This is a genomic window from Salinisphaera sp. C84B14, assembly GCF_040361435.1.
Lineage (GTDB): Bacteria > Pseudomonadota > Gammaproteobacteria > Nevskiales > Salinisphaeraceae > Salinisphaera.
Genome location: NZ_APNL01000023.1, coordinates 13,438 through 38,406, shown reverse-complemented (window position 1 = coordinate 38,406; position 24,969 = coordinate 13,438). Strand labels below are relative to the sequence as shown.

Sequence of the window (24,969 nt, the reverse complement as noted above, 5' to 3'; positions counted from 1 at the left end):
TAACTCACGCGTTTTCACACAGCCTGGACCCAGAGCGGACGTATCGCTCGTCGAGCCCGTCCACTCCTAAAGACGCAGGCATGGTGCGCTACTCAGTAGCCGGGGGATGGTCGTGATGTATTAGTGAGCTTTCGTTACTTTAAGTATTTGCAGCACCTGTCGTCGCGTTGCCATCGCGGGGAACAGCGGCGGTACATCTTTCAATTCGCACTCGTCCGGCCGTATTCAATCCTTGAGACCATGAGCGGTTTGTCCAGTAATCACCCTGGCAGCTCTGAACCACCGCCGCTGGAACCTTTATAGTCGCAGCGCCATAGAACTTCTGCGTGTCGGTCTCTCGAGGCGTTGTCACCTCACTTTCAAAAACATAGTGCAATCGGAACCCACTCTCTCTAGGCGATTTTTCAAGCACCGAAGCGATTACATGGGACGAAGATGTTGATGGTTGGCTAGATAGAGGTTTCATGTGCATTCGAATTGAGAACAGTCCGGCTTCGATCTCTATATTACCGACATGTTTGAGCTCGCCTTCGTTCACATCCGGAACGTAGTCGCCGTCGGATCCCAATACTTTTTCCAAATGCTTTTTCCGTGCCAAGAGCAATGGGAAATTTGTGGCCACTAAAAGTTTATAGCTTCCATTCAAGTTAGGTGCCAGCACGTTATTCAGTAGCGGTACGCGCACCCAGAGCCAATTTATGAAAGCCGGGTGACCTAGCGGCACTGCAAGAATTGCAGCCCACCCCACGCCTTGGGACAAACTTGCGATGATTTGCCAAAAGCCAGGCCCCAACTCACCAGCAACCGACGCCTTAAGAAAATACGGCGGCAGGCTACATAACAATATTAGGATAAGCGCAAGCCCAAGCTTCGTTTTAAGAACAACAGCACTAAGCATCGCAATAACCTACTGGAAGTAACTAGATATCTATGAGGCGCAGATACACGTCGGCCGCGACTTAGGTGTGTAACCCTGGCTATTTCGAACATGTGAAGGTGCGGAGTGCATCTTTATCGAGCGAAAAAGCTTGGTTGGCCGACCTGCCGCCCACTCACACGCTAGTTCGCTCGCCAAGCCTGCGGCGATACTCGCCGCGGCGGCTCTGTATGGTGTATATCGATCACCGCAACCGCCGTCCCGTGTTTCTGGGGCGTGACCGCTTGCTATGTGTGAACCTCGGCCTCCTACCCAGGGCTCAAGGCACGTCCGGCAACCCTCGCCAGGTATTCCACGGTAGAGATGGGTGCTTGCGACCCACCCTTCTCCTTCAACCGCTACCGATAGCAAGGCCCAATCACGCTCGCGGCGAGCATAGTTACTAAAGCACGCGCCGATATTCGGAGCGCCTGTGGCGTCGATTACCAAGTCTGCTTCGTGATGAACGCTAGGATCACCGGCGCAAATCACATGAGCGATTACATTGTCAGCAAGGCGTTCACGCTTCAATCGCGCTACAAGTGCTTCGGCTTTTGAAAGCCCGAGCGCCGGTATTCCGAGAAGATGTCTCCCGCTGTTCTCCGGTCTGAGCGATTGGGGGTCGTAAATATGTAGTGAACCTTTATCTCGGCCGGCGCCAGCTTGTACGAGGAAATCTGCTAGCTGGGCTCCGATCGCTCCCGCCCCGAGTAAATGGATCTGCTTTCCTGAAAGCGCGGCCGATCCAGACGGCGCATTTCTTGTGGACACAAAATCGTTGTCTACTCTCTGAAACGACCATCTATTAACCGGCAGGCTTCTTGTTAGTGCCGTGTTTCCAACTAGCTGTTTGGCAAATTTCGCGCCCGGACGAAACTTCGATACTAGCTGGGGGGAGACCTTTATAGAAGCTCCAAATCGCCCTGCTCTCGTCTCCAACAACACCAACGCCGAGGACGTTTTGCCCTTTCTAGGGTGAATCAGAGCACCCAGCTCGCGCCAAATTGACTTTGGATCGATCGGATTGTGGTCAGCGATCCAGTCGTTGAGCTCGGCTAACGTCTTCGGTGGCTTGCCATTGGGCCATGTCGGAAACGGGTAGCTGTCGAGTTTCACCGTTAGACACGGAGGCAAATCCATGACTTCGAAAACATCGAAGGCGCGGTATCTATCAGCCTTTTCGTCGCCCTTTCGCGCCACAATCTCAATCGGATTAGCGTGTTCCTTCTCGCCCCGGCCTAGCTTGAAGTGGACAAGGCTTGCGCCCCGAGTCAGAGGCCAAAACGTTTTCGGGATATCGAGATACAGATTCGCGCCACGCCAATGAACTGCAAATTCCGAGTCGACCTCCCGAATTTCGTTGCCTTTTCGGACCCGATGAAACTCAGCTTCTGCCCGCTCCGCAGCGCTCACGACATGCCCCACGAAGTCGGGTGATTCGCTGTCCCATTCAACGCTTTCGTGATTCAGATAACAAAACCAGTCACCGATTCGGTGTAGCAGCGCTTGAGCCGGCACCCCTGATACGGTCGTGAGGCGCGCGCTCGGGGGAAGCCAGAGCTTATCTGCGTTGAACGTAAGTGTCAGGGCTACGACACCGCCTTCTATCTCAAGATTCTTTTGATAGCCAATTCCGTAGGCATCCACCTTGGGCTGCCAATTCCGCGAAGAGAGCGCGTCGGCTATCTCGAGAAACAGATTAGGCCGACTGTGCGTTTCCACGAAGCGGCACAGCGCGGTTCTTAGATGCATGCACTATCGCAGGAAATCCCAGCTGGGAGGAGTTTGTGACGGCGATCTCCCTCTCGTCTGCTTCATCTGGGGCATCCGGAAAACGAGGTCCGAATATCCCTTTCATCGTATCGTAGGCCCGCTCGCATGGCTGATCGTAGAGTGCGTCACGAAGTTCCGACTGGCGCTGCCTAAGCGTCACCGCCAAACGCTGGCGTACGGAGTAATCCGTAGCTTCAAGTATGTCGATGTCTTCGTTGCCGGGCGCGGGGAGGCTTCCGAGCAAGCCATCGGCAATTGGGCCCAAAACGGCCAGCAGGGCCAGATCATGGCGTCCAAGGCGGCAGAGGTTAAAATCGAGTTTTCTGGCTGTTAGCAGCGTCAGCGCAATAGAGGTCGGCCCTGCTACGTCATCGCCCCAATCTCTGAGAGCCTTGCAAAACTTGACGACGCGCTTGAAAATCGGCCCAAACAATCGACTTGCATTCTCAATAGTATTGTTTATCGCCTTTGCATCGGATCGGACCCAGCCATCGGAGGTTGCAAGAAGCGAGGTCTCCGGTATTTCGGACCAAGTGATCTCGTCGCTTTGGACTGTAGAGCTCTCCATCTTAGAGCGCGACTCGAGAGACGCTAGCGCGACCATTTGCCGATGTTGCGCGCGTGGGATCGCATATGAAGTGACATCAATATGGGCGTCGCCGCGAATATAAATCCGGTCACAACAATGCTTTGACTTGGAGCGCCATCCGTTCGCGTCAGCGATTTGCGTCAAGGCTTGAGCCGTCAACTCCCGCAATTTTTCAGCGCCAAGCTTCGGCGTGCTCGTCGCGCCTTTAATAAACTCGAGCGGCAGATACATTCCAATATCACTATCCGCTTCGCGGTAGTTCGTCGAACCACGCAAGGGATCGATTAGCGTGCCATACGCATTGCTACCCTGCCGCAAGTATTTCGGCGCCGGCGTTCCCTCCTCGTCACAAAGCATGATCACGCGAAGGCTTTTTTTAAGGATAGCCGACAACTCTCGCCTAATTATCGCCTCCGCGCGCCTGATTTCATCAAGCATCTCTTTATTCGGGGCGAGATTTACGAGAAGAGTCTTGGAGGAGCCGGGCTTATGGAAGGCTCCGGACAGATTGTTAGAGGTCCGCATGGCTACACCTAGGTTCAGAGCATACTTGCGCGTCGGTCGTGTTCACTATATCTCTGTGCAATAGTATAACGACCTAAAACCGTAGTGCAACCGGAAAGTGAATGGTACCGAAAAACGAACGCATCGGGCTCGCGAGTGATCGGGAGAAGTCCTTTGAAGGGCTCAGAAACGCGGTTACAAAACGCATGCGTTACCTGGAGTTTCTGGCTTGGTTTCGTGGCTGGGTGTCTAGAAAAGACCTTATGGAACGATTTGATATTGGTCCCACGGCCGCAAGCTCCGATTTCACCATCTATTCGGACGCATACCCGAATAACTTGCGTTATGACTTAAAGAAGAAGCGCTATGTGAGTACGCTCGAGTTTGCGCCAGCCTTTCGGCATAACCTTGGTCGTGCCTTGCAGTCGCTTAGTTCCGCGATCGATGACGACGCCAGATCCGATACAGAGGTGCCCATACCAGTGGCCCCCTGTCCTAGCATTCAGCGGGAGCTAGATCCCGCCGTCGTCGCGACTATTTGCAGATCGATCTCCACGCGCAGCGAAATCATTGCGAACTACACGTCGATGTCGTCCGGTGATAAGGCGCGAACATTAGTTCCACTAGCCTTACTAAGTGATGGGTTTCAATGGCGGGTGCGATGCTTTGACCGGGCTCAAAGCCGTCACGGATTTCGCGATTACATGCTTGCCCGCTTCGGCGTTATCGAGCAAGGCTTTTGGGAGAGCGGCCGTGATATATCACTTCGAAACGACCCGCAGTGGTCAAATTACGTCTGCTTAGAGTTTGCGCCTCACCCAAAGGCCCAGTATCGACCTGCAGTGCTTAGCTCGTACGATTTCGACGATCAGGAAGTGTTGAGAGTTAATGTTCGCGTCGCGGAGGTGGGATATTTATTGCGCCAGTGGCCAGTAGACGTCACGGAATCAGCCCTTCTTTCATCAAACGCTTATCAACTTCACTTAACAAACTCCTTACAGGTTCGGAAAATAGTTAACGACGTGGCTCAGAATGAGTGGGTATTCGATTCGTTAGCTGCCGAGCAGACTGAATTAGCGGAATTGAATGGGCGATGAGCGGTCGACCGCTTTTGCTGCTCGTACGTTGAACTGCAGCCATGCCTAGCGGACGAGCAGTCTTGGCGGAATGTATTTCATCGCGCTTACGCTGCCTCAATTGGACTGAGTCGCCTTCTGTTCGAGTGAACTGGACCCTACCGACTGGACAGTCCTCGACCATCCCCCGGTTTTAGTAGCGTTTCGATCCAGATTCCTCGGGTTCAGATGACTGCTTCTGCGGCCATCCGCGGAGCGTAGTCAGCGGGCGTCAGCCCGCTGAGTTCTTTCTTTGGCCGTTCTTCGCTGTACTCGCGATGCCAGCCTCGGATGATCGTAGTGGCATGCGCGAGACTCACGAACCAGTGCTCGTTCAAGCATTCGTGTCGAAAACGACCATTGAAGGATTCGATATAGGCGTTCTGGTTCGGCTTGCCGGGTTCGATCTGCTTGAGCTGAACATCGTTGTTGTGTGCCCCGGTCAGCATTGCTTTGCCAATGAATGAACTGGACCCCATAATTCGGACAGAGCACTAAGTGATGATCTGCTCCACAATGGCCGCACCCGGCCGGAGCAACTATGCGACGCAAACGCCGTAATCACTCACCGGCCTTCAAGGCGAAGGTGGCACTCGCCGCCGTGCAAGGCGATCGAACGCTCGCCGAACTGGCGCAGCAGTTCGATGTCCATGCAAACCAGATCACGCAATGGAAACGCCAGCTGGTCGAAGGCGCGACCGAGACGTTCGACAAGGGATCATCGGCCTCGGATAACCAAGCCCAGATCGACTCGCTGCATGCCAAGATCGGTGAGCTGTCGATGGAGAACGATTTTTTGGAGCGCGGGCTCGCGCGCTTCGACCCGAAGCGCGGCGGGCCATGATCGATCGCGACCACACATTGCCGATCACACGCCAATGCCGTGTCCTCGATGTCGCCCGATCGACGGTCTACTATCGGCACAAGCCGGTATCGGATGCCGATCACAGGCTTATGCAGCGTATCGACGTGCTGCACCTCGAGCGGCCGTTTCTCGGCAGCCGACGCATTGCCGGTGCACTGGCTGATGAAGACGGCCTGGTGATCAATCGCAAGCGCATACAGCGTTTGATGCGTATCATGGGGATCACCGCCTTGTATCCGAAGCCGCGCTTGTCACGACCGGCAGCGGGGCATCGGATCTATCCGTATCGCCTGCGGGGTCTGAAGATCGATCGACCCAACCAGGTCTGGGCCAGCGATATCACGTACCTGCCCATGGCGCGCGGTTTTTTATACCTGGTCGCCGTCATGGACTGGTGCTCGCGCAAGGTCCTGGCCTGGCAGATTTCGAACACGCTCGACGACGCGTTCTGCGTCGATGCCCTGCAGCGCGCGGTCGCACGCTACGGAGCGCCCGACATCTTCAACACGGATCAGGGCAGCCAATTCACGGGTAGCGCCTTCACCAGTGTGCTCGAAGACCACGCGATCACGATCAGTATGGATGGCCGCGGGCGCTGGATGGATAACGTCTTCATCGAACGGCTCTGGCGCAGCGTGAAGTATGAGGAGGTGTATTTGAAAGCCTATGACAGTGGGCGCGACGCCAAAGCGGGCTTGGCTGATTACTTCGCCTTCTACAACGCCAAGCGCCATCATCAGGGCCTTGATCGAGCCACGCCCGATCAGGTCTACTTCGACCCACAGCCACGACCGCAGGCGGCTTAACCTAGCAGGTCATCACTTAAAAATCGCTGCGGACTGTCCAATGGATGGGGTCCAGCTCAGAATTCGGGGCCGTTGTCGGATCGTATGATCGCCGGGAGGCTACGGGTAAGTGCGAGATCGTCGAGCACGCGCGCGACCTGGGTACCGCTCATTGATCGACTGGGCACCAACGCGACGCATTCATGGGTCGCGTCGTCGACAATGCCCAAACACTTGATAGCACGGCCATCGGCCACCCGGTTGGATACAAAATCCATCGACCAGACGTCGTTTGCTCGATTCGGACGAACCAGGCGCTGCCGATCAAAGATCGGCAGCTTCTTGCGTGGTCGCCGACGCTCTTGCAGGTTTTGTGCGGCATCGAGCCGTTCGACGCGCTTGTGGTTAACCGTCCAGCCAGTTGAGATAGATCGTCGGCGCGCCGTAGCGGCGGTAACGCTGCGCAGGCGCACGATCTCGGCGCGTAAGCGCTCGTTTTGATCCGGCGCCGGCTGATACCGGAATGCGCTGGCGCTCATCGCCACGATGGCCAGCGAACGCCGTTCGCTCGAGCCGCGCTGGCTCATGAACCGCACCAGCTCGCGCTTGGCTGTTGCGGCTACCATTTTTTTGCAAGGCCTCGCGCGTGACCTCGTTCTCGAGCAGCGACTCGGCCAACAGACGCTTCAAGCGACTGTTCTCCGTCTCGAGCGCCTTCAGACGCTTGGCGTCCGAAACGTCGATGCCGCCGAACTTGTTCCGCCACGTGTAATAACTGGCCTCGGAAAAGCCGTGCCGGCGGCACAGTTCTTTAACCGGCGTTCCCGCTTCGGCCTCTTTCAAAAAACCGATGATCTGCTCTTCGGTATACCGCTTCTTCATGCCCAATCTCCAGACTTCGGGTGATTGGACTCCAGATCAGTGCGCTACTCAATAGCGGGCGATGGTCGCTGGCTGTCCGGTTTTTCCCACGCACCCCGCGGCTGAGAAAGTCACTCTGTGCTTGCCCGTTAATCAGACGCGGCTAAATATCACTTGACGATTGGAGATCGCGATGAGTAAGAAAACCCCGGTCAGCAGCCAAGCAAAGCAGCGTGTCATGTCGCGGGAGGCTAGTAAGCACGGCGGCAAAGTACAGGCGGAAAGTCACGCCGCTCGCCTTCAACGAGCCCACGATAAAGGCGGGCGCAACAAATAGCTCAGACTTTATCGAAACAGGCCGGCCAAGCGACGGGCTTGGTCGGCCCTTCCCCTCTGTCGAGTTCGTCGCTGTAGTAGTTCCACCACGCTTCATACAGATTATCGATGACAAGTGTTTGCTTCACGGTCTTTCGACCCTTGTCATAAGTCACCAAACAACTCTGGAAAACTGTCGCCGCCACGATCATAGCAACTGGGGGCATCGGCGGCTCACGATCGACGTGGCCGTGAAGTGCATCCCACATACGGATCGCTTGTTCGAGGGTCAGAAATGATCGCCCATTTCGCCAGCTATTTAGGCGATCTTCGTTTCCGCCTAACTTCTCCAACACCGGCTCTTTGATCTCGGCCAGCGTGGGCACGTGGTCCATGGCTACGTCAGTACGTACGCCGAAGGCGCAACATGCCATGAAGTCGATCATGCGTCTGACCGGGTGCCGAATTTGCTTCCCATCATTCTGGGGGAGCAATAGCTTAAATAGGGAGCGTGGCGCTATGCCTCGCCAGTGTTGCATCGTTTCGACATCGAGACGCGCGTAAACCTTGCACATGGCGATGATCGATAAGCGCTCGACTACCGCTCGGATCTCGCGATCTTCCAAGGTCCCATCAAGCGCGCCCGCAAGAGTTTCGACGGACAAAGGTGTCACGCATTCGACTTCGGGTACGGCCAATGGAGCGAGTATCTCGGGCTCATCAAGTATCAGCGCTCGCGTTCCCTCCAACCCGCTCTCGCGATACGGCGCGACCAATTGGTCGCTAATTAAATCTATTTGTGCTGCCGTTGCACGACTCTGCGGCAAGCGTTGGTCCGGATGTTCAGCGAGCGCGATAAACGTTTCGAATCTTTCGTAGTCGGTCCAAGGAATCTCGTCGATGCGTTCGGACATAAACGCTCGTGTGCGCGCATCAAGATCGCGATTCCCAAGGTCGCTGAGAGCTCCGGCTGATAGTCGGGCGATGAACTGCTCTCGCTTGAGGGAATCCCCCCAAGACATACGAGATCCGCGAAGCTGACGTGAGTTGACACCAGCGAGTTCGGCGATTAACCCTCTGAGGCCAGCGCCGTACATTCGGCGCGTTGCGCCGTGGGTTGAAAAATGCGCGAGCATAAGGTTAAGCCCGAATGCAGTCTGTGTGCCACGAGGACAAATCAATACCGCTGACCTCGGCGCGTACAAATGTGTCTTCTATGATGCAGAACATGAAGCGCTGATAACACGTGACAGTGACGACGAAAAAGCGTTCTCACGCAACTCGAGGCGCGACACACCCTACTGAAGATCTACCGGGATTGATGATCGACGGCGAGCGCAGCGAATTCAATGGCCCAAACCCACGAAATGGGCCTAATTTACCGCGGCGTCGCGCACTACCCGCGATGGGTTCCACTTTATCTCTTCATATCAGAGAAAGTGTGGCTGTCTTTGCTCCAGAGCCATGCCTTCGACACGGTGACATGCAGGTACCAAGCCGTATGCAGCCAAGCCAATACCGATAGCACCGGCGCCATCTCGCTGGCCATGACCGCGACCATCATCGGGATCAGCAGCCCGAACGTCACAGCCGAGTCGTACCGCTCACGAGCCCGGATGATGAGGATCTTGCGCAGTGCTTCCACCGGCTGATCACGACAGAGCATCATCATCTGGGGGAGATGCACGCAGGCCCGTATATGTCCCGCCCAGGCCATCATCGCCGCGCCGGCCGTGGCATGGATCACAAGGTCATCGGTATAGGCACTGCCCGGCAGTGACGGCCCCTCGAAACCGAACGCCAGACTGAAAACGAAGTCCATCGCGGCCAGCAATACGACGCCGAAGAAGACGTTCTTGCCCACCTCGGCGCGCACGAACTTCCAGCGCTGAGGCAGGCGGCTGCGTGCGTTCTCGTTCTTGCGCCGCCCTTCGGTATGGATCAGCAGCATGCTGGCCACCACGGCCGCGACATAGCTCATCGCGGCAAGCAGGTACATCGCCAGAAGCGCGCCGATGCCCTGCGGCACGAACCATAACGTCATGGCATAGACCGGCCCGATCACGACAGCGAAAACAGCCAGCAGCAGGAAGGATTCGGGGCCGCGCACGGCCGCGCGCTGAAGTGCGGTCGTATGGCTGGAGAGCACCGAGGCCAGGCCCGCGCTGTGAGGCGGCAGTTGTTGAGTTTTCGTGGTCATGTTCTTGGCCTTGTATCTGGGTTTCATATCAGGCGAACGCGGCCTGACGGGTGTTGTGCGCCGCCGGCGACGGCTTGCGCTCGATGCTCTGGTGAAACGGCGGCAGCGAGTCGAGCAGCTGCTTTCCGTAGCGTTTGGTCACGATCCGCCGATCCAGCAGCGTGATGCGCCCGTGGTCTGTCTCGCAGCGAATCAAGCGGCCACAGGCCTGGATCAGCTTGAGCGAGGCGTCTGGCACGGCCATGGTCATAAACGGGTTCTTGCCGTGTTTCCCCAGCCACTCGGCGCGCGTGGCCTCGATCGGCGAGGTCGGCGGCGCGAACGGCAGCTTGGCGATGATGACGTGCTCGCAGGCCGAGCCGGACAGATCCACACCTTCGGCCATGCTTGCCAGTCCGAAAATGACACTGGCGTTCCCCGCGGCGACCGCCTTGCGATGGCGAGCTACCAGCGTGTCGCGACTGAGCTTGCCCTGACAGAGCACGCGTTTCTTCTGCGGCGCCGGCAGGCTCTTGTAGACGGCGTTGAGCTGATACCACGAAGCGAACAGCACCAGCGTTCCGCTCGAACAGTGCGCCAGTAGCGACGGCATCATCGCCTTGATCTCCTCGGTGTGTCCGTTCGCCTGGCCCCCGTCGTGCTTCATCCACGGCACGCGCAGTTCGGCGATACGCGGATAGTCGAACGGCGAAAGCAGGCGCAGATACTGGGTACCGTCGCTGCCGCTCAAGCCGGCCTTGGCCCGAAAGCGCGACCAGCGGTTGAGCGAGGTCAGCGTCGCCGAGGTGATCACAGCCCCTGCGCACTTGTCCCAGAGCATCGTGCGCAGCATGGGCGCGGCCGTCACCGGCGCGGCCTCCAGCCAGAGTTCGTTGTTGTCGTGCTCGGCCCAGCGCGCGATCGGCGGTGCATCATCGGGTTGCTCTGTCTTGAGCAGACGCAGCAGACGCAGCAGACGCAGATCGTTCTCCAGCAGACCGGAGAGCTTGCCCATCTCCGGGCCTAGCACACGGGCGATTTGCTGAGCGCCCGCGCTGCCTTCCTTGTCGTCGAGTTCTTCGGCCATGTCGTTGGCCACTTCCCAGAGCACCGCCATCTCGGCGTGCAGCGCGTTGGCGGCCTCGCGGACCGGCTCGGGCAACTTGCCGTGCGGCGCGCGATAACGAAACAGCTCGTCACGATCCTGGGTGAACGTAAGCTCGCCGTAGGCCACACCAAGGGCCTTGAGCGCCGATTCGGCGTCCTTGGCCGGCTCGCGGATATCCGGGCGTGCAATATGGGCCGGCAGCTTTGGCAGTAGCCGCTGTAGCGATCGCACATGCTCACGCATGGCACCGATCGAACTACGCGCTGAACCGTGCTCTACGGCCTTCTCCGGCAGGTGGTGGCCCTCGTCGAAGATATAGAACGTGTCCTTCGGGTCGGGCCGCACCATGCCGCCGCCGAGAAAGACATCGGACAGCACCAGGTCGTGGTTGGCCACGATGACGTCGGCCTCACGCATGTCCGCACGTGAGCGATGAAACGGGCACAGGCCCATCGGTGCGCACTGGTTCGGGCCCGTGCAGCTGTGCGGCGTGCTCGATATCGCGCCCCATAGGCGCGAGTCGATCTCCTCGTCGAGTTCGTCCTTGCAGCCGGTCCATTCACGGGTGGTCAGCTGTAGCTGAAGATCGGCCAGCAACGCGGCCTGCTTCTCATCGGGCGTGAAGCCGCCCGTGGTATCCGGCAAGTCAGCGTCCGGGCCGAACATATCCGTGTTCCCGCCGCCCTGGGCGAGCGCGGTCTCCAGCCGGAACGGGCAGACATAGCGCGAGCGGGCCCTTTGCCAGTACTGCGGTGAATTTCAGGCCGGAATACCTAGCCAGCGCCGGCAGCTCATTGCGCATCAGCTGGCTTTGCAGCGAGGTGGTGGCCGTGGCCACGATCAGGGACTTCTCCCGCGCCTTGGCAGCCGGGATCGCCGGCACCAGATAGCCGAGCGTCTTACCGGTCCCGGTCTGGCCCTCGATCGCGATCAGCGGCGATGCCGTACCGCCCAGGAGCGTGTAGGCAATCGCGTCGATCATCTGGCACTGGCCTTCGCGCTCTCGAAAGCCGGGCATGGAGCGCACGATCTGGGCGTGCGCGTCATGGATCTCGGCGAGCGGCGTCTCGATGGATTGGTTGTCGGTCTTGTCGTCCATTGCCATGTCCTTCGAATTAGGGGCTGCCCGCCGGACGGCTTCGGGGTTGAAGCCGCCCAGCGTCAGCGAGGCGTGCCGATGACGAGGCAATCCGGTCAGATCACGCAGGCGGAGGTGCTGTGTTAGAGCGAACCCACTCTCTGACTGCTGGCGGTTATTCGGCTATGAGGACCGGGACACCCTCCAGCTTGTCCCACCCCGGTTAGCGGCTGGGGCCGGCCTGTTGTTGCGTTGATGGGTTCCATTCTCCACGGCCGCCGGAATGTGCAAGCCCCGTAAAACGCGCATTTGTGCACGCGCTGATAAAAACCCGATGCGGTGGCTTCAGATGTAACCAGGTGCCGGTCGCGCCGGGCCTCGACATCACGAGATGGCGGTCGTGTGTGGACGCGTTGCCTGCGCCCTGTTCTGCCAGAACGGCAGGCGCTCTAACGCGGGCGTGTCTCGACCTCGGCATGGGAGAGGCCGAGCTGGTGAACGACGCGGACGGCGGCATCGATCGTCTTGAAGGTGCGGTAGGCGCCGGCGCCCGTTTCCACCACGGCCCATTCGTCGCTGCCAAAGCGAATCACGATGATGTAGTCGTCGGCATAGATCGGATCGCGATTGACGTGTGCGCGGATCTTGCCGCGATAGAACGCGATCGCGGTGCGCAGATCGGAGAGTTTCATCGGGTCGGTCCGTGGTCGAAATTCCCGCGCGGAACTCGCTCGGGCGATCGGTGCAAAGCCCTATTTGGCAGTCGTTTTAGGCGGTCGCATTTTGTTCAAAATGCTTAACAACTTTCTTCAGATCAGCTCGCGCTGAGGCTTCGCTGCGTTGCCGTGGCCGCCGTACAGGCGCAGGTGCTGGGCCGCCTGACGCAGATAGTCCGCCGCGGTGGCCATGGCGCACAAATCGGCAAAGGCCATGGGCTCGAGCGCGCTGCTCACACGCGCCGTGTCGTTGCCCGCCGCGCCCTTGAGTGCCTGCTTGAGCAGCGCTTCAGGCACGGGGTCGTAAGTCTCGGGGGATTTCCACGCCATCAGGGCTGCGACATCGCGTGCGCGCAGGTCGGTGGCGATATCCCGTAGCAGGGTCGCCCCAGCCTCAAGGGCCTGCTGATCCTGGCGCGTCTGGCGACGCACGAACTCGTAGCAGGCGGGATGTTCGGCCCTGGCCATGCCGGCGATGACCTCAGCCATGGGTGTGTCGTGGTTCATGAGGACAGCGTGCGCGAAAAATCGACGCGCATTGTGAGCCAGATCGGGCGTAGCCTGCGAGCCGTCATGCAGTAGCTGCACCTGTTCGATTCATGGTTTCGTCTTCGCTCAGTCGATTTGCGCAAGGACGCGGGCTGGCGCGCGCTGGCTGGTTGCGATGTGCGGATGGCGTGGCAGGCAGGCAATCGCTTGGGTGAACCACTTTGATGACCAGGTGCTGCTCCCCAGCACGCGGGTCAGCTCGCACGTGCTCAGTGCGCAACCGTGGTCATCGCGCACGACGGCATACTCCATCAGCGTCAGGCCCGGCCGCTTGGCCAGATCGGGCACCGGTGTGTGGTCGATACAAACCCCAGGGAGATGGCGACTCTTCTCGCCGTGGCAGATCCAGTTGATGAGCACGGTCAGTTCGTTCCCCAGTGGTGTCGTGCCCTCGAGACGCGTGTAGCCACGCACGTCGGCGACGACATACCCGCCGTCATCGGCGAAGGCGTTAGGCTCTTCGCCGTCGATGGGCTCGTGGGCGCTCTCGACATGACTCCAGGCTGTGAGTTCGATTTCCTTGCGGGTTAGTTCAAGCGGGCTGTGCATGGGTTGGTTCCTTTTGGCATCGCACCTGAGTCGAAGGATCCATCGCCGCCGCCCGGCTTGCGCCCCAGTCGGCTTCGCAAATGGACCGGCACTGGGCCGCTGTATCGTGGTAGCACCGCGGCGGTCCTTGCGAGGTATTGCACCGCCCACCGCCAACGGTGGAGAGCCACTTGCCACGACAGAGCCCGGCTCAGACCGTGTATCACCCTATTTCGGACGCTTGGTAATACTTTCGAGCAGGTAGCCATCCGTGCACGTACGGCGGTGTCCGAGTTGTAGAACGCCGGAGGTACTGCATAGGGGCGTAAACCGCTGCGTTTCGTCACTTTCGTCTGTAGCGAAGGGAGGAATCTGCAAACGTAGAACAGGTCGCGGAATCCGCAAGGCCGGCTGATCAGCTAATTAAGCGGTCGTGTGTGGCACATTATCGAGCGACACTTGGCGACCGTCCGGTGATGCCGTTCTTATGATAGGAACTGACCGTGGATGAACTCGAAAGGCTAAAGGCGTTACAAAAAAGGCTTGATGAGGTGACAGGGGGCTCTAAGGTCGAGCAGATTCGTCGCGATTGGGAAAGCATTGATCCCTATGCGCGATTCCCAGGGCTGCGATCTGCATTGGAAGCCAGATCCACCGCGAACGACATTGTTCAAGCGCTCGATCGCCAAGACGATTACTTCAGAAGATTGCTAGAGAACACTGGACTCGGCCACGCGTCGCGCCAGGCGCAAGAAGCGCTCGATCGTTTCAACGCGCAGTTCTCGGTTCCTCGACACAACGAGCTTGAGCGGATGCTCGAGCGCTTCAAGATGAATGCTCCTAGCGATGAGGGCTGGTGGCGCCGATATCAGCAGTTTCGCGAGGTGACGCTTAGCATCCAGCAGCCTTGGCTCTTCGTTGACGACCCACTACGTTCTATCCAAAGCGTGCAGCGATTGTCAGATCTCGGTGAGATGCTCCGTGCCCCGAATGGGTATGGTCTGGAGGCGTCAGCTGCCATACGACAGCATGTCGGTGACTGGCGTGAGCAGCGGCTATGGGTGAGCGATTCGTCAGACGATATCGATCAGCGATCCGAGGTTTACAGCGAGGTCGGCTTTGACGAGCGGCTAATCGATCTGCCCGAACCCGCGTTTCGTGAGACAAGCACGCGTGTCGAGGTCCGAACGACATTGCCGGGATTGGCTGAACTCTTTGGGGCACCAGGCGAATCGGGTCCAGGCGACCAGTTAGTCGATAACACAAAAGAGGCCTTTGCCTATCTCAAGGCGTTCGAGCAAGCGCTACGAGACCTGATAGAGCATGAGATGACGAAGCATCATGGTCTTGAGTGGACAAGAAGTCGGCTACCGGACGGGATGTTTGAGCAGTGGTGTCGAAAACGGGCTGCGGCTCGTGATGCAGGGTCGCCATCAGACCGCCTCATCGAATTCGCTGATTTCACGGACTACAAACAGATTATTATGCGCAAGGCCAACTGGCGTGAGGTCTTCAAAGCGCATTTTCGTCATCAAGAGGCGGTGAACGAAATGTTCAATCGTGTGCACCCTGTTCGACTCGCCGTCATGCACTCCCGACCGATCCGGCGTGACGACGAGATACTGCTTTACGTCGAAACAACGCGCCTTTTCAAGATTGTCCCAGCCGACTTATTTCGCTTGCCTAGGCACTGAGCAGCTTCGAGGCATTATCAAGCAGTTTGAGTCGGACGCTGCGCCCGTAGAGCGTTTCCCTCCCCGCCTTCGGTAACTAGAACGAATGGTTATCCTTCCGCTGCAAGCGCTACGGGGAATGTCACGATTTGACGAGAGGTATTGTTCCATCCCCTCAATTCGGCCATACTTTTTAGGGCCGTTGACCGCGGCCTGCTGCCCACCATCGGCTAACCTCAAGGGACGGTCATAGACTTTCATCCGTCATCGCCTTTTCCCCTATGGCTATGCGGCAGTGGGCACCGTGACAGCCAATTGGAGACCGCGATGAATATCTATCGCCTCGTTCCTTCACGTGCCGTGTCCTTTTATCGGCGCGAAGCGAAACAACGTAGTCGATCCTCCACCCTTTCCTATTGCCAAGCGCTTGACGCCGTCGCGCGAGAGCATCGCTTTGCTAACTGGAGCGCCATAGCTGATGCCCGTCAGGCGACCGCCGCTGCGGAACGAGAGTTTAGCAACGGCTTCGTAATCGCGATGGACGTCAAAGAAGGTATGGACATCGACTCTTCGAGCGGTTTCGTTCCAGATCCGCTGATCGATATGCTGGCGATCGAACATGTCGTCACATACAACTTGGCGAGGAAACGGGCATGCACTTCACCCGCCGAGTATTACGCGGACGACAACGCCGGCGATCACTGGGAAGAATACGATTTCGATCCAGAAGAAGAACGTGAAGGCTTATCCGAAAACTATCTCTTCTTTCGGTACGCCGGCTCTACACCGATCGAAACGACGCAGGCTGCGTGTGAACATCTGTGCGATATCTGTTTCTGGCGTCCGATTTATATGTGGTTCCGTGGCGAGTGCTACGACGGGCAGTGGGTCAACGATCAGGTCTACCCGCCTCCAGCCCACGTAAAGGCCTTACGATCGTCATAGCCGCCTCTATGGGCTCACGTAGGCTAAGCCAATCGCCACGAGGCAAGCTTCGAGGAAGCCGTCGACTCGACCGCAGTTATATGGACTGAACACGGCGCGCTGGCCCCACACTGCGCCTGTGGTTGCTTGGAACTGCGGCTTCGAGCGTCCGATCGTTCTCGATTTCGCGGACGGCTGAACGCGGCTTTCGACCGGCTCTCTAAGCGCCCTCAGCCGGGCGGCTTCGGCTATTACTCGAAGCCGCTCGGCGTAAGAATACGTGCCGATAATTAGGCAAACCATCAGATCGCGCGGGCGCAGGTGCCTATTAGAGCGGCCCTCTCTCTAACTGCCGGTGGTTATTCGGCTATGACGACCGGGACACCCCCAGTTTGTCACACCCCGGCTAGGAGCCGGGGCCGACCTGTTGTCGCATCGATGTGATCTATTCTCCTCGAGCGCGGAATCCTGCGACTCCAGTTCGCGCGAATCACTTCGAGAGTGCGACGGTCTAAATAACTGCCACAAGGCGATAGGTTTCAATCTGTTGGTATTGCGCGCACCGACAAGCTTTTCGGGTCTCGGACCTCGACATCAGGATGCTTCAGAAGAGCACCACGAAGCTCTGTAGTCATTACCTGAGCATCGCCGAACTCTGAAGCCGCGTGCCCGACCAGGTATTGCGGTACACGAATCCAGTCGCCCTCGACTTTGCACGGCTGACCAATACGGCCCGTGCCCGCGCGCACGGTCGCTAGCAGCGCGGCAACGCATCGATCCAGCGGCTCGTTCGTGCTCGCCTGCGCAGCGTCTTGCCGCTCAACGGCCGAGCCGGGCGCTTGGGCAGGCATAGAAGGCTTCTTGTTGCCTCGCTTATGCCGGCCCTTCTCCTTTGACATCTCGCTATCGTCGGGCCACGCCGCGTTCTGGTCAGACTTACCCTGCCCCGCCTGGCTTGCTTCAACGGTAAGCGCATCCTGCTCTTGAGCCCTCTGAGCTTCTTGCGAAAGCACCGTCGCCTCTCGCCCGTGCCGATCAAGGATCAGGCCCGAAATACGCGGCGTGAGCATGATGCCCTTGCGTCCATTGAAGAAGCGCACGATGACCAGTGAGCTCATAGGATCGGGCACGACGACGCCTTCATCACCGAGCAAGCGCTGTACCTCGGCCGGTTGGGCGGCCAGTGCCGCACCCTCCGGGTAAGCGATGACCACTTGACCGTTGTGTGCGAAGAAATGATTGCCCCACTCTCCTTGGGCAAGAATCCTTTCCAACAACAGATCAGCGTAGCCCGCGTCGAAACGAGACCTCGTTGGCCGCTCCACGATAGCTGGCGCCGGTAAGCGAGGCTCTGTGTCATCACCTTTGACTAGCGCTTCGGCATCCGGCTGTTCGGTCTCCGTGCGCGCTAACGTATCCATTACCTGGGCAGATATCGATGGCGGCACAACATCCAGCAGCACCTCGGGGCTGCTGAGCCGTAGCATCAGGAGTGATTGCGGGGTGTCGCCGGTAAAGTACGCAGGACACATGCGCCAGTACCGATAGGTCGTACTGTGCGTTTCACGCGGAGTCGCCAGCGCACGGTCGATCAGTACGTCAGCCATGGCATCCGGATCACGCGGTACGCCTGGAACCTTGTCTTGGCTCAGCAACTTCGTCACGTCTTCTACAGCCGCACGCCAGACGATGTGCAAGTCTCCGTTTAGCATCCACAGGCGAGCGCCCTTCTCGTTCACCTTCCACTGTCCGCTTTTGACTAGCCGACGCATCGCATCGAGAAGATAGCGTTCCACCGGGACTCCATGCGACACGTTTCCAGGGGTCGGCTGGCGCCGCATGTCGCGTTCGACCGAGGCGGAGTCGGCATGTCTTACCAGACGAGCGATATGCCCTGGGTCTGATGTCCTATGCAGGAGCGCACTCATCATCGCCTGCATGATCTCCGGGCCCATACTGCCCAAATAAGTCCGGATCTCCGTAGTCAGCACCCGATCCAAGACAAGAGGACTCATCATTTCGTGCTCGCTTTGCCGATTGGGGTGCCAGCTCAAAAAGTAACGGTCGATCTTGTGCTGGGCGGACCAGTCAGCTACGGATTGCGAACAGCAGTCCCATCGGTGCTTGCCCGTGCTATCGGTAACCGAAACATCGGTTACCACCTTGCCGATGTCATGGGTCAAAGCTGCTATGCAGACTGCGAGACGCCAGCGAGGCTCCAACGCGAGACGCCGCTGGGGCACCTCGCGTGCCCCGAACACAACATCCTCGGACGAGCGTGTCGCCAGAAAGGCCACCTCAAGACCGTGGTGTAGAAGACCGCCCTCCCCGCGGTGATGATGCGCTTCGGAAGCAGGCAGCAGGTGAACAAAAGCTGCGTAGCGTTGAAGAACAGGCAGGACCAGTGCGTCGAAATCACTACGCTTGAGCATCACCGCCTGATGAATCTGCTCTATCAGTTCGGCGTGGGGCTTTAACAGCGTCGATTCTCGTACGGCAGGAATGCCCTTGGGCAGCGGTGGGTAGTGAGGAGGGTCAAGGTCAGCGGCCCTCATACCGGACGAAGAGCCGAATAACGAGGCAATTTTCTTGAGCATGCTGAGTTCTCAGGTTGGTTTGGCATGATGTTTATTCTCGGTGTGCCCCCAGCAACGGTGCGCGCGATAAATGCCAGTTTTTGACGCTTCTCAAGAGCTGATCTGTACGCGTCGAAGCTGTCACTCTTCCTCTATTCGCCGTTGCGAGATCGTTCGCAGGGCCTTGCCTCCTGGTCAGATAGTCGGTTCTGAGGCCCGTGCAGTCAGACAAATGGGCAGGTGTGATCGCAACAGTTAGGCGACAACGATATTTGTCCGTCCTAGCGCCACTGCAGTTACTCAACTAACAAGACAAACTGCTATGACTTTCCTATTCCCAGCTCTGATCATCGCCCTTGCTGCGGTATTAACGTTCCTGGGTGTTGATGCCCAGGCCGCCCTCGGCATGAGCGCTTCGGTGTGCCTTGCGCTAAGGCTCTTCACGTAACAACTGCCAAACGACAAGCCCAGCTCGGCTGCCCTGAGCCGGGCTACTCGCTGCGTTCCAACACCAAACTATCCGCTTGTTTGCTACCCAACAGCTGGCGTCGGGGCTTGCTCGAACGGAATTCGCACTGCGTCTCAGTGCGCAACCGCTGCGCTATCGCAGCCTGAATCGGCAACAGTGGGTGAAATCCGGCCGCCATGCTGGCCAGCGCCTCGCTCTGTCCAAATTCATCGAGATACGCCCGGGGCCGTTCGAGAAATCTAACGAAAGATGGGGCCCCGGGCACCGCGGTCAACTGACACGCCTCGTAGACGGCGCGCCAGAACTCAGGGGTCTCGGTCGCTGTGTAGTGGGTCATCAACTTCTCGGCAATGAATGTCGATTTGATTCTCCACAGACCGCCGAAACGTCAAGTCGATATTTTTTCCTTAGCCCGACTGTCTGCACGTCGCGTCTCATGGATATAGCGGCGAATCTTGCCGAGCATCTGGCTCTGTCGTCGGATCAGCTCGAACTGCTTTTCGAGCTCCATCGCGAGTTCGATTTCCCAAGGCTTGGCCTTCACGCGCTCAAAGGGATGCACGCTGTAGCGCATAGCTTTGCCGCGCGCGAGATACTCAAGCGCAGGCATATTCGACTCGCCACCGTCGGCGGACCGACGCTTCTGCCAATATTTCGCGCGGAACCACTCGACCATTACCGCGCCGGCGCGTTGGCGGACCCGCACGCCCACAAAGCCCCATTCGTGCTTCGGACGGGTCTTACGCACTTCATGGTGCTTGAGCCAAAATTGGTCGGCGCCCGCCATGGCCTGGTCCTTGAGCTCATCGGCATAACCGGTGAGGTGTTCCAGTACAAGATCCAGTAGATGTTCCTGTCTTTCGTTCATTAAGCGTCTCGTTACATGGCACGCAACTGCCCATTTCTCTATTCATAGGGCGCTAGACAGAACTGCCCACCCCGCGCGCGTGCGCACGCGGAAAGTTGGGCACTTGCTGTCTGATGACCTCATTCATAGTTGAGCGGCTGGGTGCCCGTTGATATGTGCCACCAGAACCAAAATCGGAGCCCGATATCGTGCCGTTCCCCCAACTATGAATAGAGGGTGATTGGCGCGCTTACACGCTTTATGAAAGTTGAGCACTGGGAGCGTATTGCCCTATTCGTAGTTGAGTAGGTCGAGTGATAAGTCTGGGCTCGAAGCAGGCGGTTCGGCGGGCGCAAAACGTCGAAAATCGTGCTTTTTCGACTACGTCACAGGCCGGCTGGGGTGCGATAACGCCCAACTGCTCAACTATGAACAGCGGACAGCTGGCTCGAATGCCCACCGTGTGTGCGCACGCGCGTAGTTGGACAATCGGTGCGTCGTGCCCTATTCATAGTTGAGCGGACAGAACGACTCTGGACTACGGGCGGGATGAGGCCTCGAAAGGCGCTAGGCATCCTGTTCGACCGGGCGGCGCGCCGCTAATGGCGCTTTCCACGCGCGCCTAGGCAGGCCTATCCGTGGCAAGCGGAGGTGCCCTGTAAGGCTGCAACTGTCTTAGGACCCAGTTGCACAATCCTCGGACGAAGGGACGCTAAGGGTTTCCGCCGTGCACACGCTGTACGGCTTCTCTGGAGCCCCAATGGCCGCTCTGACCTATCTTTCTTTTCCCCGGGATTGCATTCGCCAGCGCTGGCGCTTGCTGCTTTGGAGCGTAACCGCCCTGCCCATTTTGTTCGCTCTTTTCGGCACGCAAGAGCCGCTGGCGCTATTGGTATTTGGCGGTTTAACACTCAACTGGATGAGCCTGCCAGCTTCCCGGAGGGTGGCCTATCGCGGACAGGTCGCGGTTGCTCGCCGAATCGCCCGAGTTCTGCCTGATGGCTACACCCTTATCACACAGTTAGAGATACCGAACCCGTATTCGCATCCGGAGGTCACCGTGCTCGACGCCGTTATCGTCGGCCCTACAGGGGTCTGCGTTGTAGGAGTGAAAAGTAATCGGGGCGTTGTAATAGCTGGTAGCGCTTGCAACCGCTACTGGCCAGTACGGAAAGTCGGCCGCGGGGGCACAGTGTACTACTCGCAAATGCGCAATCCGGTGCGCCAGGCGACTGGCCAAGCCCGCGCGCTACGCGAGCACCTCAAACGGCGAGGGATACGAGTATGGGTCAAGCCGCTGGTCATTGGCGGCAGTCGCCGCACACGGTGGCAAAACAACCACATTCAACCTGCGCCGATACTGCCTTTCGATACGCGATGTATCGAGCACGCGCTTTTTAGCTCCAACGTGCGACTACTGGAAGATTTCAAGGTCACGCAGATCCGCAACGCATTGTTGCCACGTGAGACGCATCGATGACGCTCGCCAATCCGTTGCCCACAGAAGTGGGCGTCTCCTATCCCCGCCCCTTCGCCCGTCGCTTGAACGGCGATACCGCTGGATCTCTATGGTCAAAGTCAGCAAGCCTGCCGGCGCGGCTACCGCTTGGCGACGATAGCGTGTTCAGACTTCTATCTTCGACGAAAGATCGCAACAGAGACTTCGTCCCCATCTGGGGCCCAATCGGGGCCGAGTTGGGGCCCTGGCGGATCGGCTACAGCCCTAGCAACTGGCGTTGAGCCCCAGTTGGGCCCCGCGCGGGCCCCAGATGGGGCCCAGCCTTGAAACGACCTTGGGCAAATATCAAAAAATGCGAAGGGTCGCCCTATAGCGGTAGCCCAAAACATTCCGCACACTTTTGACGCCCCTTATAAAAACGACTTGGGCGACGCAACGTGAACGCCCGCGCAGCGCACCTTGCGTAGCACAGGAATTGTCTAGCCATTCAGGCGTCCCGGTAGGCCTCAACAAAGCGAGGCACATACATGCCTCGCTTTGGTCTGCTACGAGCACGCTTACATCACATCGAATCAGTCGTGCGGGACTGCTCACGCGACCCGTGGTTTTTGCGTTGCTCTAATTTGCATTGGGACTGCACTTCTTCGCGCTTCGATATAACGCCGATATAGCCGATGAAGCACGCGATCAGAACCGCAAATAGCTGTAGGCCAAAAATCACGTAGTTCACCATCGCCTGATCCTCGCTAGCCAATCACTCTTTCGATGACCATACCGGTCTCGATCGAATTCAAGATCTCGTTCTTCTAAAGGGTCCGTCATTGCGTCGTCCGATTTATGTCTTCATCCAACGCACGCAGCATCAGAGTGACTCCTTCGAGCGTCATCCACGCCATGGCGGCACTGGCCATCACCCATGCTTCCGCCTCGAATACTGTACTGCCCAGTACGCTGCCGCCGAGTGTCCACCAAGCTAGCTTGTTGAGCTCGTTTGCAAGGCTCGTACGCACCACTTTCCGGAATCGAAGTCTCATCGTGCACCTCCACTTCCCAATACGGTCGGGTTAGCTACGGGTGAGTTTCTGCCACGTTAGAAAATCCGCAAGGGGCTGTCGGTCTCATCGACCCGCGTCGGAACATGCTTTACCGACCCCAGTTCGTCGTACAGGACTGCATCCTCCAGGCCACGCTCGTTGAAAGCATGTCCCCGTGCCTTGGTGAGCGCAGCGCGATGGGCCGCCTTGCTCGCCACTGGCGCCAGCGAACAGGTCGGCCATGGCCTCGCAGCGAAGCAAAACCGTGTCCGTATCGAACTCATGGGCGATGATCGAGTGAAAAGCCTGTTCGTGCTCGACACGCTTGCGCTGCTCACGTTCTTTTTTGGTTCGCGCGACTCACGCCGCGTCATGATGTCCTTGGCTGTCTCTCTCTCGCGCGCCAGCCTGCGAAGCGCACCGGCGGCCGTGGCCATCGCCTCGCGTTCCTCATCGGAGAGGTATCGATACAGCGGGTGATCCGCTCTCAGCGTGGATGCCACAGGCGAAATGCGGCTTGATCCTTCCGCCGTTCATCGCTGGTCGCGAATATGCCGGTGGGGGATCGCTTATCCGCCATATCGCGGGCAATGGCATCGCCCGTGAGCTGCTCGCTGCGTGCCATCAGGCGCACCGTTGCAGAACGGCTCGCGACACCGCCAGTGATAGTGGTCGGCCGAGGCATCCTCGAGCACCAGCGGTTCCTGGCACGCCGGTCGTGGATCATGAGCATTCGACTCACTCAAACGCTCGCCCTCCGCGCCGCCCGGCCCCATCTGAGCCACTGCACTGGATGACGATCAAGCACTGAAAAGCCTGCGATCCCACCAGATCGGCGCGGGCAATGTGTGCTCGATCTGCGCGCACTCGGGATGCCCCGGGTTGATCAGGATGTTCGACTCGATCCGGGCCACGAACGACGGCACGATGAGTATCGCGCTTCGACGCCCCTTTACCCAGTCGTGGCCGAACTCCCGGGCAACCGTGGGCAATGCCGTGTCCCAACCGGGCAGCGCATCCTTGGTCACAATCTCATAGGACAAGCCGGACGGGAGCGTGATCTCGATGTAGTGCTGGTTCGGTGGCATGAGCCCGTTCGCATGAACGAGCTTTTCGAGCATCGACGTCGAGTAGTGCTCGCCGGCGTAGATGACGGGGGTAGTCATCGTGTTCCATCGCCCCGGCGCGATAGTCGAACCGGTGCCGTCGAAGATGGGATAGCGACCGTCCGGGTCGCCGATTCGATACGCATATAGCGTTCGATCGAGTCGCTGGCCGCTCACAAGGCGCTGCCATGCTCCAGACGTCCCAGCAGATCCTCAACGGCTTCCAGACCGGCGCTGTTCTGCATCGCGACGGTCATCGGTGCCTGGTCGTCGAGCAAGGGGTGTTTGCGCTCGAGGAAGGCCCGGGCGGTTTCATCATCCTGGTAGACACGAACCGCGGCCGTCCAGGCTCGCGCGACGCGATGCGCCTTATCGCTGTCGTGAGGATTGAGGGGTTGCCGCAGCTTGCGCCGGCGCTGAAGCGTGGGCCGCGCGACAATGCGATGCACGAACCCCTTGTCTCCGGGCGCAACAGCGCGTTGCAGGTGCATGAGCGTGTTGACCGGGAACCCGCGCTGGATGCGCTCAGCCATGAGCAGCACGGATGAGCGTTCGGAGTGTTCGAATCCGAGGACGCGTTCAACGGCAGTGATGTCTTCCATAGAAAGGCTCCAAACGCGATGCGTTCACATGAGCCTATATTATCGCTCGCACGAGCGCACGGCTACCGGGGTCTTGCGGTGCGTGTCCCTCGGCCGCCGTATATACCCAACGGGGGCATCGATCGTGACAGCCCCTAGCGTTGACTCAGGCAGGCAGAAAAAGCGGAATGGGTCCAACTCACGAAACGGAAAAATCGTACGCTAAGGCTCCCGCGGCGTGCGTAGCGGCCGGAAACGGCCGCGCTCGACCCGCTCATCCTGCTGCCAGACATAATCTCCGGGGAGATTGATGTTACTCCGAGCCTAGCGGCGACAGATACGACAGCAGCGTTCCGTCGAGTTCTTGCCTGGACTAGCGCTGTGCCCGAACGGCGCCAAGAGGCAGAAGTACATACACG

General features: G+C 58.5%; 23 protein-coding genes and 2 pseudogenes. 6 read left to right on the top strand and 19 right to left on the bottom strand.

Annotated features, from left to right (window positions below):
- Nucleotides 1-139 precede the first annotated feature (139 nt).
- Genes C84B14_RS16345 through C84B14_RS16335 form a run of 3 tightly spaced genes read right to left on the bottom strand, consistent with a single transcriptional unit; the run spans nt 140 to nt 3,803 of the window.
- Nucleotides 140-898, bottom strand: coding sequence for a hypothetical protein (locus C84B14_RS16345; protein ID WP_353225688.1), 759 nt, complete (start codon nt 896-898; stop codon nt 140-142).
- Between the two features lie 30 nt (nt 899-928).
- The gene (locus tag C84B14_RS16340; RefSeq protein WP_353225686.1) at nt 929-2,668 is read right to left on the bottom strand and encodes a ThiF family adenylyltransferase; all 1,740 of its coding nucleotides are present in this window, start codon (nt 2,666-2,668) and stop codon (nt 929-931) included.
- The gene (locus C84B14_RS16335) at nt 2,616-3,803 is read right to left on the bottom strand and encodes a CBASS cGAMP synthase (RefSeq protein WP_353225684.1); all 1,188 of its coding nucleotides are present in this window, start codon (nt 3,801-3,803) and stop codon (nt 2,616-2,618) included. The genes C84B14_RS16340 and C84B14_RS16335 overlap by 53 nt, the downstream gene beginning before the upstream one ends.
- Nucleotides 3,804-3,904: 101 nt before the next feature.
- On the opposite strand from C84B14_RS16335, the gene C84B14_RS16330 reads away from it, so the two are divergent.
- Entirely contained in the window at nt 3,905-4,879 is a 975-nt protein-coding gene (locus C84B14_RS16330) for a BrxR family helix-turn-helix transcriptional regulator (RefSeq protein ID WP_353225682.1), read from the top strand.
- 203 nt (nt 4,880-5,082) lie between these two features.
- Here C84B14_RS16330 and C84B14_RS16325 read toward each other — a convergent pair.
- Nucleotides 5,083-5,361: pseudogene (locus tag C84B14_RS16325) on the bottom strand (integrase core domain-containing protein); the annotation flags it as partial.
- A 77-nt stretch (nt 5,362-5,438) separates the two neighbouring features.
- Here C84B14_RS16325 and C84B14_RS16320 point away from each other — a divergent pair.
- Nucleotides 5,439-6,568 (top strand): IS3 family transposase gene (locus C84B14_RS16320; protein ID WP_353225680.1). Its coding sequence is split into 2 segments (ribosomal slippage): nt 5,439-5,700 and nt 5,700-6,568, totalling 1,131 coding nucleotides; the frame shifts between segments, so codons are not numbered across the junction.
- Nucleotides 6,569-6,627: 59 nt separating this feature from the next.
- On the opposite strand, the pseudogene C84B14_RS16315 reads toward C84B14_RS16320, so the two are convergent.
- The 8 genes and pseudogenes from C84B14_RS16315 to C84B14_RS16280 form a co-directional block, all read right to left on the bottom strand.
- Nucleotides 6,628-7,429 (bottom strand): annotated as a pseudogene (locus C84B14_RS16315) (IS3 family transposase); the annotation flags it as partial.
- Between the two features lie 317 nt (nt 7,430-7,746).
- Nucleotides 7,747-8,637 carry a hypothetical protein gene (locus C84B14_RS16310; protein ID WP_353225678.1) on the bottom strand — a complete coding sequence of 297 codons (891 nt, stop codon included), beginning with the start codon at nt 8,635-8,637 and terminating at the stop codon, nt 7,747-7,749.
- A gap of 503 nt (nt 8,638-9,140) precedes the next feature.
- Nucleotides 9,141-9,923, bottom strand: coding sequence for a hypothetical protein (locus tag C84B14_RS16305; RefSeq protein ID WP_353225676.1), 783 nt, complete (start codon nt 9,921-9,923; stop codon nt 9,141-9,143).
- A gap of 28 nt (nt 9,924-9,951) precedes the next feature.
- A complete protein-coding gene (locus C84B14_RS16300) occupies nt 9,952-11,676 on the bottom strand; it encodes a helicase C-terminal domain-containing protein (protein WP_353225675.1) in 1,725 nt (574 codons plus the stop codon).
- Nucleotides 11,657-12,109: a DEAD/DEAH box helicase gene (locus C84B14_RS16295; protein ID WP_353225672.1), complete on the bottom strand. Its 453-nt coding sequence runs from the start codon at nt 12,107-12,109 to the stop codon at nt 11,657-11,659. Before C84B14_RS16295 ends, C84B14_RS16300 begins: the two co-directional genes overlap by 20 nt.
- 428 nt (nt 12,110-12,537) lie before the next feature.
- Nucleotides 12,538-12,780, bottom strand: coding sequence for a hypothetical protein (locus C84B14_RS16290; RefSeq protein ID WP_353225671.1), 243 nt, complete (start codon nt 12,778-12,780; stop codon nt 12,538-12,540).
- A gap of 117 nt (nt 12,781-12,897) precedes the next feature.
- Complete coding sequence (locus tag C84B14_RS16285) at nt 12,898-13,293, bottom strand: hypothetical protein (RefSeq protein WP_353225669.1); 396 nt, start codon at nt 13,291-13,293, stop codon at nt 12,898-12,900.
- A 126-nt stretch (nt 13,294-13,419) separates the two neighbouring features.
- Nucleotides 13,420-13,902, bottom strand: a complete 483-nt coding sequence (locus C84B14_RS16280; protein ID WP_353225667.1) for a hypothetical protein — start codon at nt 13,900-13,902, stop codon at nt 13,420-13,422.
- Nucleotides 13,903-14,384: 482 nt separating this feature from the next.
- Here C84B14_RS16280 and C84B14_RS16275 point away from each other — a divergent pair, with 482 nt between their 5' ends.
- Together C84B14_RS16275 and C84B14_RS16270 are read left to right on the top strand one after the other, a co-directional pair.
- Nucleotides 14,385-15,575 carry a Swt1 family HEPN domain-containing protein gene (locus C84B14_RS16275; protein ID WP_353225665.1) on the top strand — a complete coding sequence of 397 codons (1,191 nt, stop codon included), beginning with the start codon at nt 14,385-14,387 and terminating at the stop codon, nt 15,573-15,575.
- A 306-nt stretch (nt 15,576-15,881) separates the two neighbouring features.
- Nucleotides 15,882-16,499 carry a hypothetical protein gene (locus tag C84B14_RS16270; protein WP_353225663.1) on the top strand — a complete coding sequence of 206 codons (618 nt, stop codon included), beginning with the start codon at nt 15,882-15,884 and terminating at the stop codon, nt 16,497-16,499.
- Between the two features lie 518 nt (nt 16,500-17,017).
- On the opposite strand, the gene mobH is transcribed toward C84B14_RS16270, so the two are convergent.
- From mobH to mobI, 3 genes are all read right to left on the bottom strand, one after another.
- Complete coding sequence (mobH, locus tag C84B14_RS16265) at nt 17,018-19,075, bottom strand: MobH family relaxase (RefSeq protein WP_353225661.1); 2,058 nt, start codon at nt 19,073-19,075, stop codon at nt 17,018-17,020.
- A 470-nt stretch (nt 19,076-19,545) separates the two neighbouring features.
- The gene (locus C84B14_RS16260) at nt 19,546-19,860 is read right to left on the bottom strand and encodes a hypothetical protein (RefSeq protein WP_353225659.1); all 315 of its coding nucleotides are present in this window, start codon (nt 19,858-19,860) and stop codon (nt 19,546-19,548) included.
- Nucleotides 19,861-19,911: 51 nt separating this feature from the next.
- The gene (gene mobI, locus C84B14_RS16255; RefSeq protein WP_353225657.1) at nt 19,912-20,391 is read right to left on the bottom strand and encodes a conjugative transfer protein MobI(A/C); all 480 of its coding nucleotides are present in this window, start codon (nt 20,389-20,391) and stop codon (nt 19,912-19,914) included.
- 739 nt (nt 20,392-21,130) lie between these two features.
- Here mobI and C84B14_RS16250 point away from each other — a divergent pair.
- Nucleotides 21,131-21,850 (top strand): nuclease-related domain-containing protein, encoded by a 720-nt coding sequence (locus C84B14_RS16250; protein WP_353225655.1) that lies wholly within the window; start codon nt 21,131-21,133, stop codon nt 21,848-21,850.
- A gap of 541 nt (nt 21,851-22,391) precedes the next feature.
- On the opposite strand, the gene C84B14_RS16245 is transcribed toward C84B14_RS16250, so the two are convergent.
- Both C84B14_RS16245 and C84B14_RS16240 read right to left on the bottom strand, forming a co-directional pair.
- Nucleotides 22,392-22,562: a hypothetical protein gene (locus C84B14_RS16245; protein ID WP_353225653.1), complete on the bottom strand. Its 171-nt coding sequence runs from the start codon at nt 22,560-22,562 to the stop codon at nt 22,392-22,394.
- A gap of 85 nt (nt 22,563-22,647) precedes the next feature.
- The gene (locus tag C84B14_RS16240) at nt 22,648-22,863 is read right to left on the bottom strand and encodes a hypothetical protein (RefSeq protein ID WP_353225651.1); all 216 of its coding nucleotides are present in this window, start codon (nt 22,861-22,863) and stop codon (nt 22,648-22,650) included.
- Nucleotides 22,864-23,046: 183 nt separating this feature from the next.
- Between C84B14_RS16240 and C84B14_RS16235 the strand changes: the two genes are divergently transcribed.
- Complete coding sequence (locus C84B14_RS16235) at nt 23,047-23,343, top strand: hypothetical protein (RefSeq protein ID WP_353225650.1); 297 nt, start codon at nt 23,047-23,049, stop codon at nt 23,341-23,343.
- Nucleotides 23,344-23,663: 320 nt separating this feature from the next.
- On the opposite strand, the gene C84B14_RS16230 is transcribed toward C84B14_RS16235, so the two are convergent.
- Together C84B14_RS16230 and C84B14_RS16225 are read right to left on the bottom strand one after the other, a co-directional pair.
- Entirely contained in the window at nt 23,664-24,146 is a 483-nt protein-coding gene (locus C84B14_RS16230) for an RES family NAD+ phosphorylase (protein ID WP_353225648.1), read from the bottom strand.
- A complete protein-coding gene (locus C84B14_RS16225; RefSeq protein WP_353225646.1) occupies nt 24,143-24,571 on the bottom strand; it encodes an antitoxin Xre/MbcA/ParS toxin-binding domain-containing protein in 429 nt (142 codons plus the stop codon). Before C84B14_RS16225 ends, C84B14_RS16230 begins: the two co-directional genes overlap by 4 nt.
- Nucleotides 24,572-24,969 lie beyond the last annotated feature (398 nt).

Excerpts from the sequence above, each read along its gene's own strand:
- C84B14_RS16250 (WP_353225655.1), top strand. The coding sequence starts at position 21,131 with ATGGCCGCTCTGACCTATCTTTCTTTTCCCCGGGATTGCATTCGCCAG.
- C84B14_RS16345 (WP_353225688.1), bottom strand. The coding sequence starts at position 898 with ATGCTTAGTGCTGTTGTTCTTAAAACGAAGCTTGGGCTTGCGCTTATC.
- mobH (WP_353225661.1), bottom strand. The coding sequence starts at position 19,075 with ATGCTCAAGAAAATTGCCTCGTTATTCGGCTCTTCGTCCGGTATGAGG.
- C84B14_RS16340 (WP_353225686.1), bottom strand. The coding sequence starts at position 2,668 with ATGCATCTAAGAACCGCGCTGTGCCGCTTCGTGGAAACGCACAGTCGG.
- C84B14_RS16225 (WP_353225646.1), bottom strand. The coding sequence starts at position 24,571 with ATGGAAGACATCACTGCCGTTGAACGCGTCCTCGGATTCGAACACTCC.
- C84B14_RS16270 (WP_353225663.1), top strand. The coding sequence starts at position 15,882 with ATGAATATCTATCGCCTCGTTCCTTCACGTGCCGTGTCCTTTTATCGG.
- C84B14_RS16295 (WP_353225672.1), bottom strand. The coding sequence starts at position 12,109 with ATGGACGACAAGACCGACAACCAATCCATCGAGACGCCGCTCGCCGAG.
- C84B14_RS16290 (WP_353225671.1), bottom strand. The coding sequence starts at position 12,780 with ATGAAACTCTCCGATCTGCGCACCGCGATCGCGTTCTATCGCGGCAAG.
- C84B14_RS16300 (WP_353225675.1), bottom strand. The coding sequence starts at position 11,676 with ATGTTCGGCCCGGACGCTGACTTGCCGGATACCACGGGCGGCTTCACG.
- C84B14_RS16305 (WP_353225676.1), bottom strand. The coding sequence starts at position 9,923 with ATGACCACGAAAACTCAACAACTGCCGCCTCACAGCGCGGGCCTGGCC.
- C84B14_RS16310 (WP_353225678.1), bottom strand. The coding sequence starts at position 8,637 with ATGTCCGAACGCATCGACGAGATTCCTTGGACCGACTACGAAAGATTC.
- C84B14_RS16260 (WP_353225659.1), bottom strand. The coding sequence starts at position 19,860 with ATGACCCACTACACAGCGACCGAGACCCCTGAGTTCTGGCGCGCCGTC.
- C84B14_RS16335 (WP_353225684.1), bottom strand. The coding sequence starts at position 3,803 with ATGCGGACCTCTAACAATCTGTCCGGAGCCTTCCATAAGCCCGGCTCC.
- C84B14_RS16245 (WP_353225653.1), bottom strand. The coding sequence starts at position 22,562 with ATGGTGAACTACGTGATTTTTGGCCTACAGCTATTTGCGGTTCTGATC.
- mobI (WP_353225657.1), bottom strand. The coding sequence starts at position 20,391 with ATGAACGAAAGACAGGAACATCTACTGGATCTTGTACTGGAACACCTC.
- C84B14_RS16280 (WP_353225667.1), bottom strand. The coding sequence starts at position 13,902 with ATGCACAGCCCGCTTGAACTAACCCGCAAGGAAATCGAACTCACAGCC.
- C84B14_RS16330 (WP_353225682.1), top strand. The coding sequence starts at position 3,905 with ATGGTACCGAAAAACGAACGCATCGGGCTCGCGAGTGATCGGGAGAAG.
- C84B14_RS16240 (WP_353225651.1), bottom strand. The coding sequence starts at position 22,863 with ATGAGACTTCGATTCCGGAAAGTGGTGCGTACGAGCCTTGCAAACGAG.
- C84B14_RS16285 (WP_353225669.1), bottom strand. The coding sequence starts at position 13,293 with ATGGCTGAGGTCATCGCCGGCATGGCCAGGGCCGAACATCCCGCCTGC.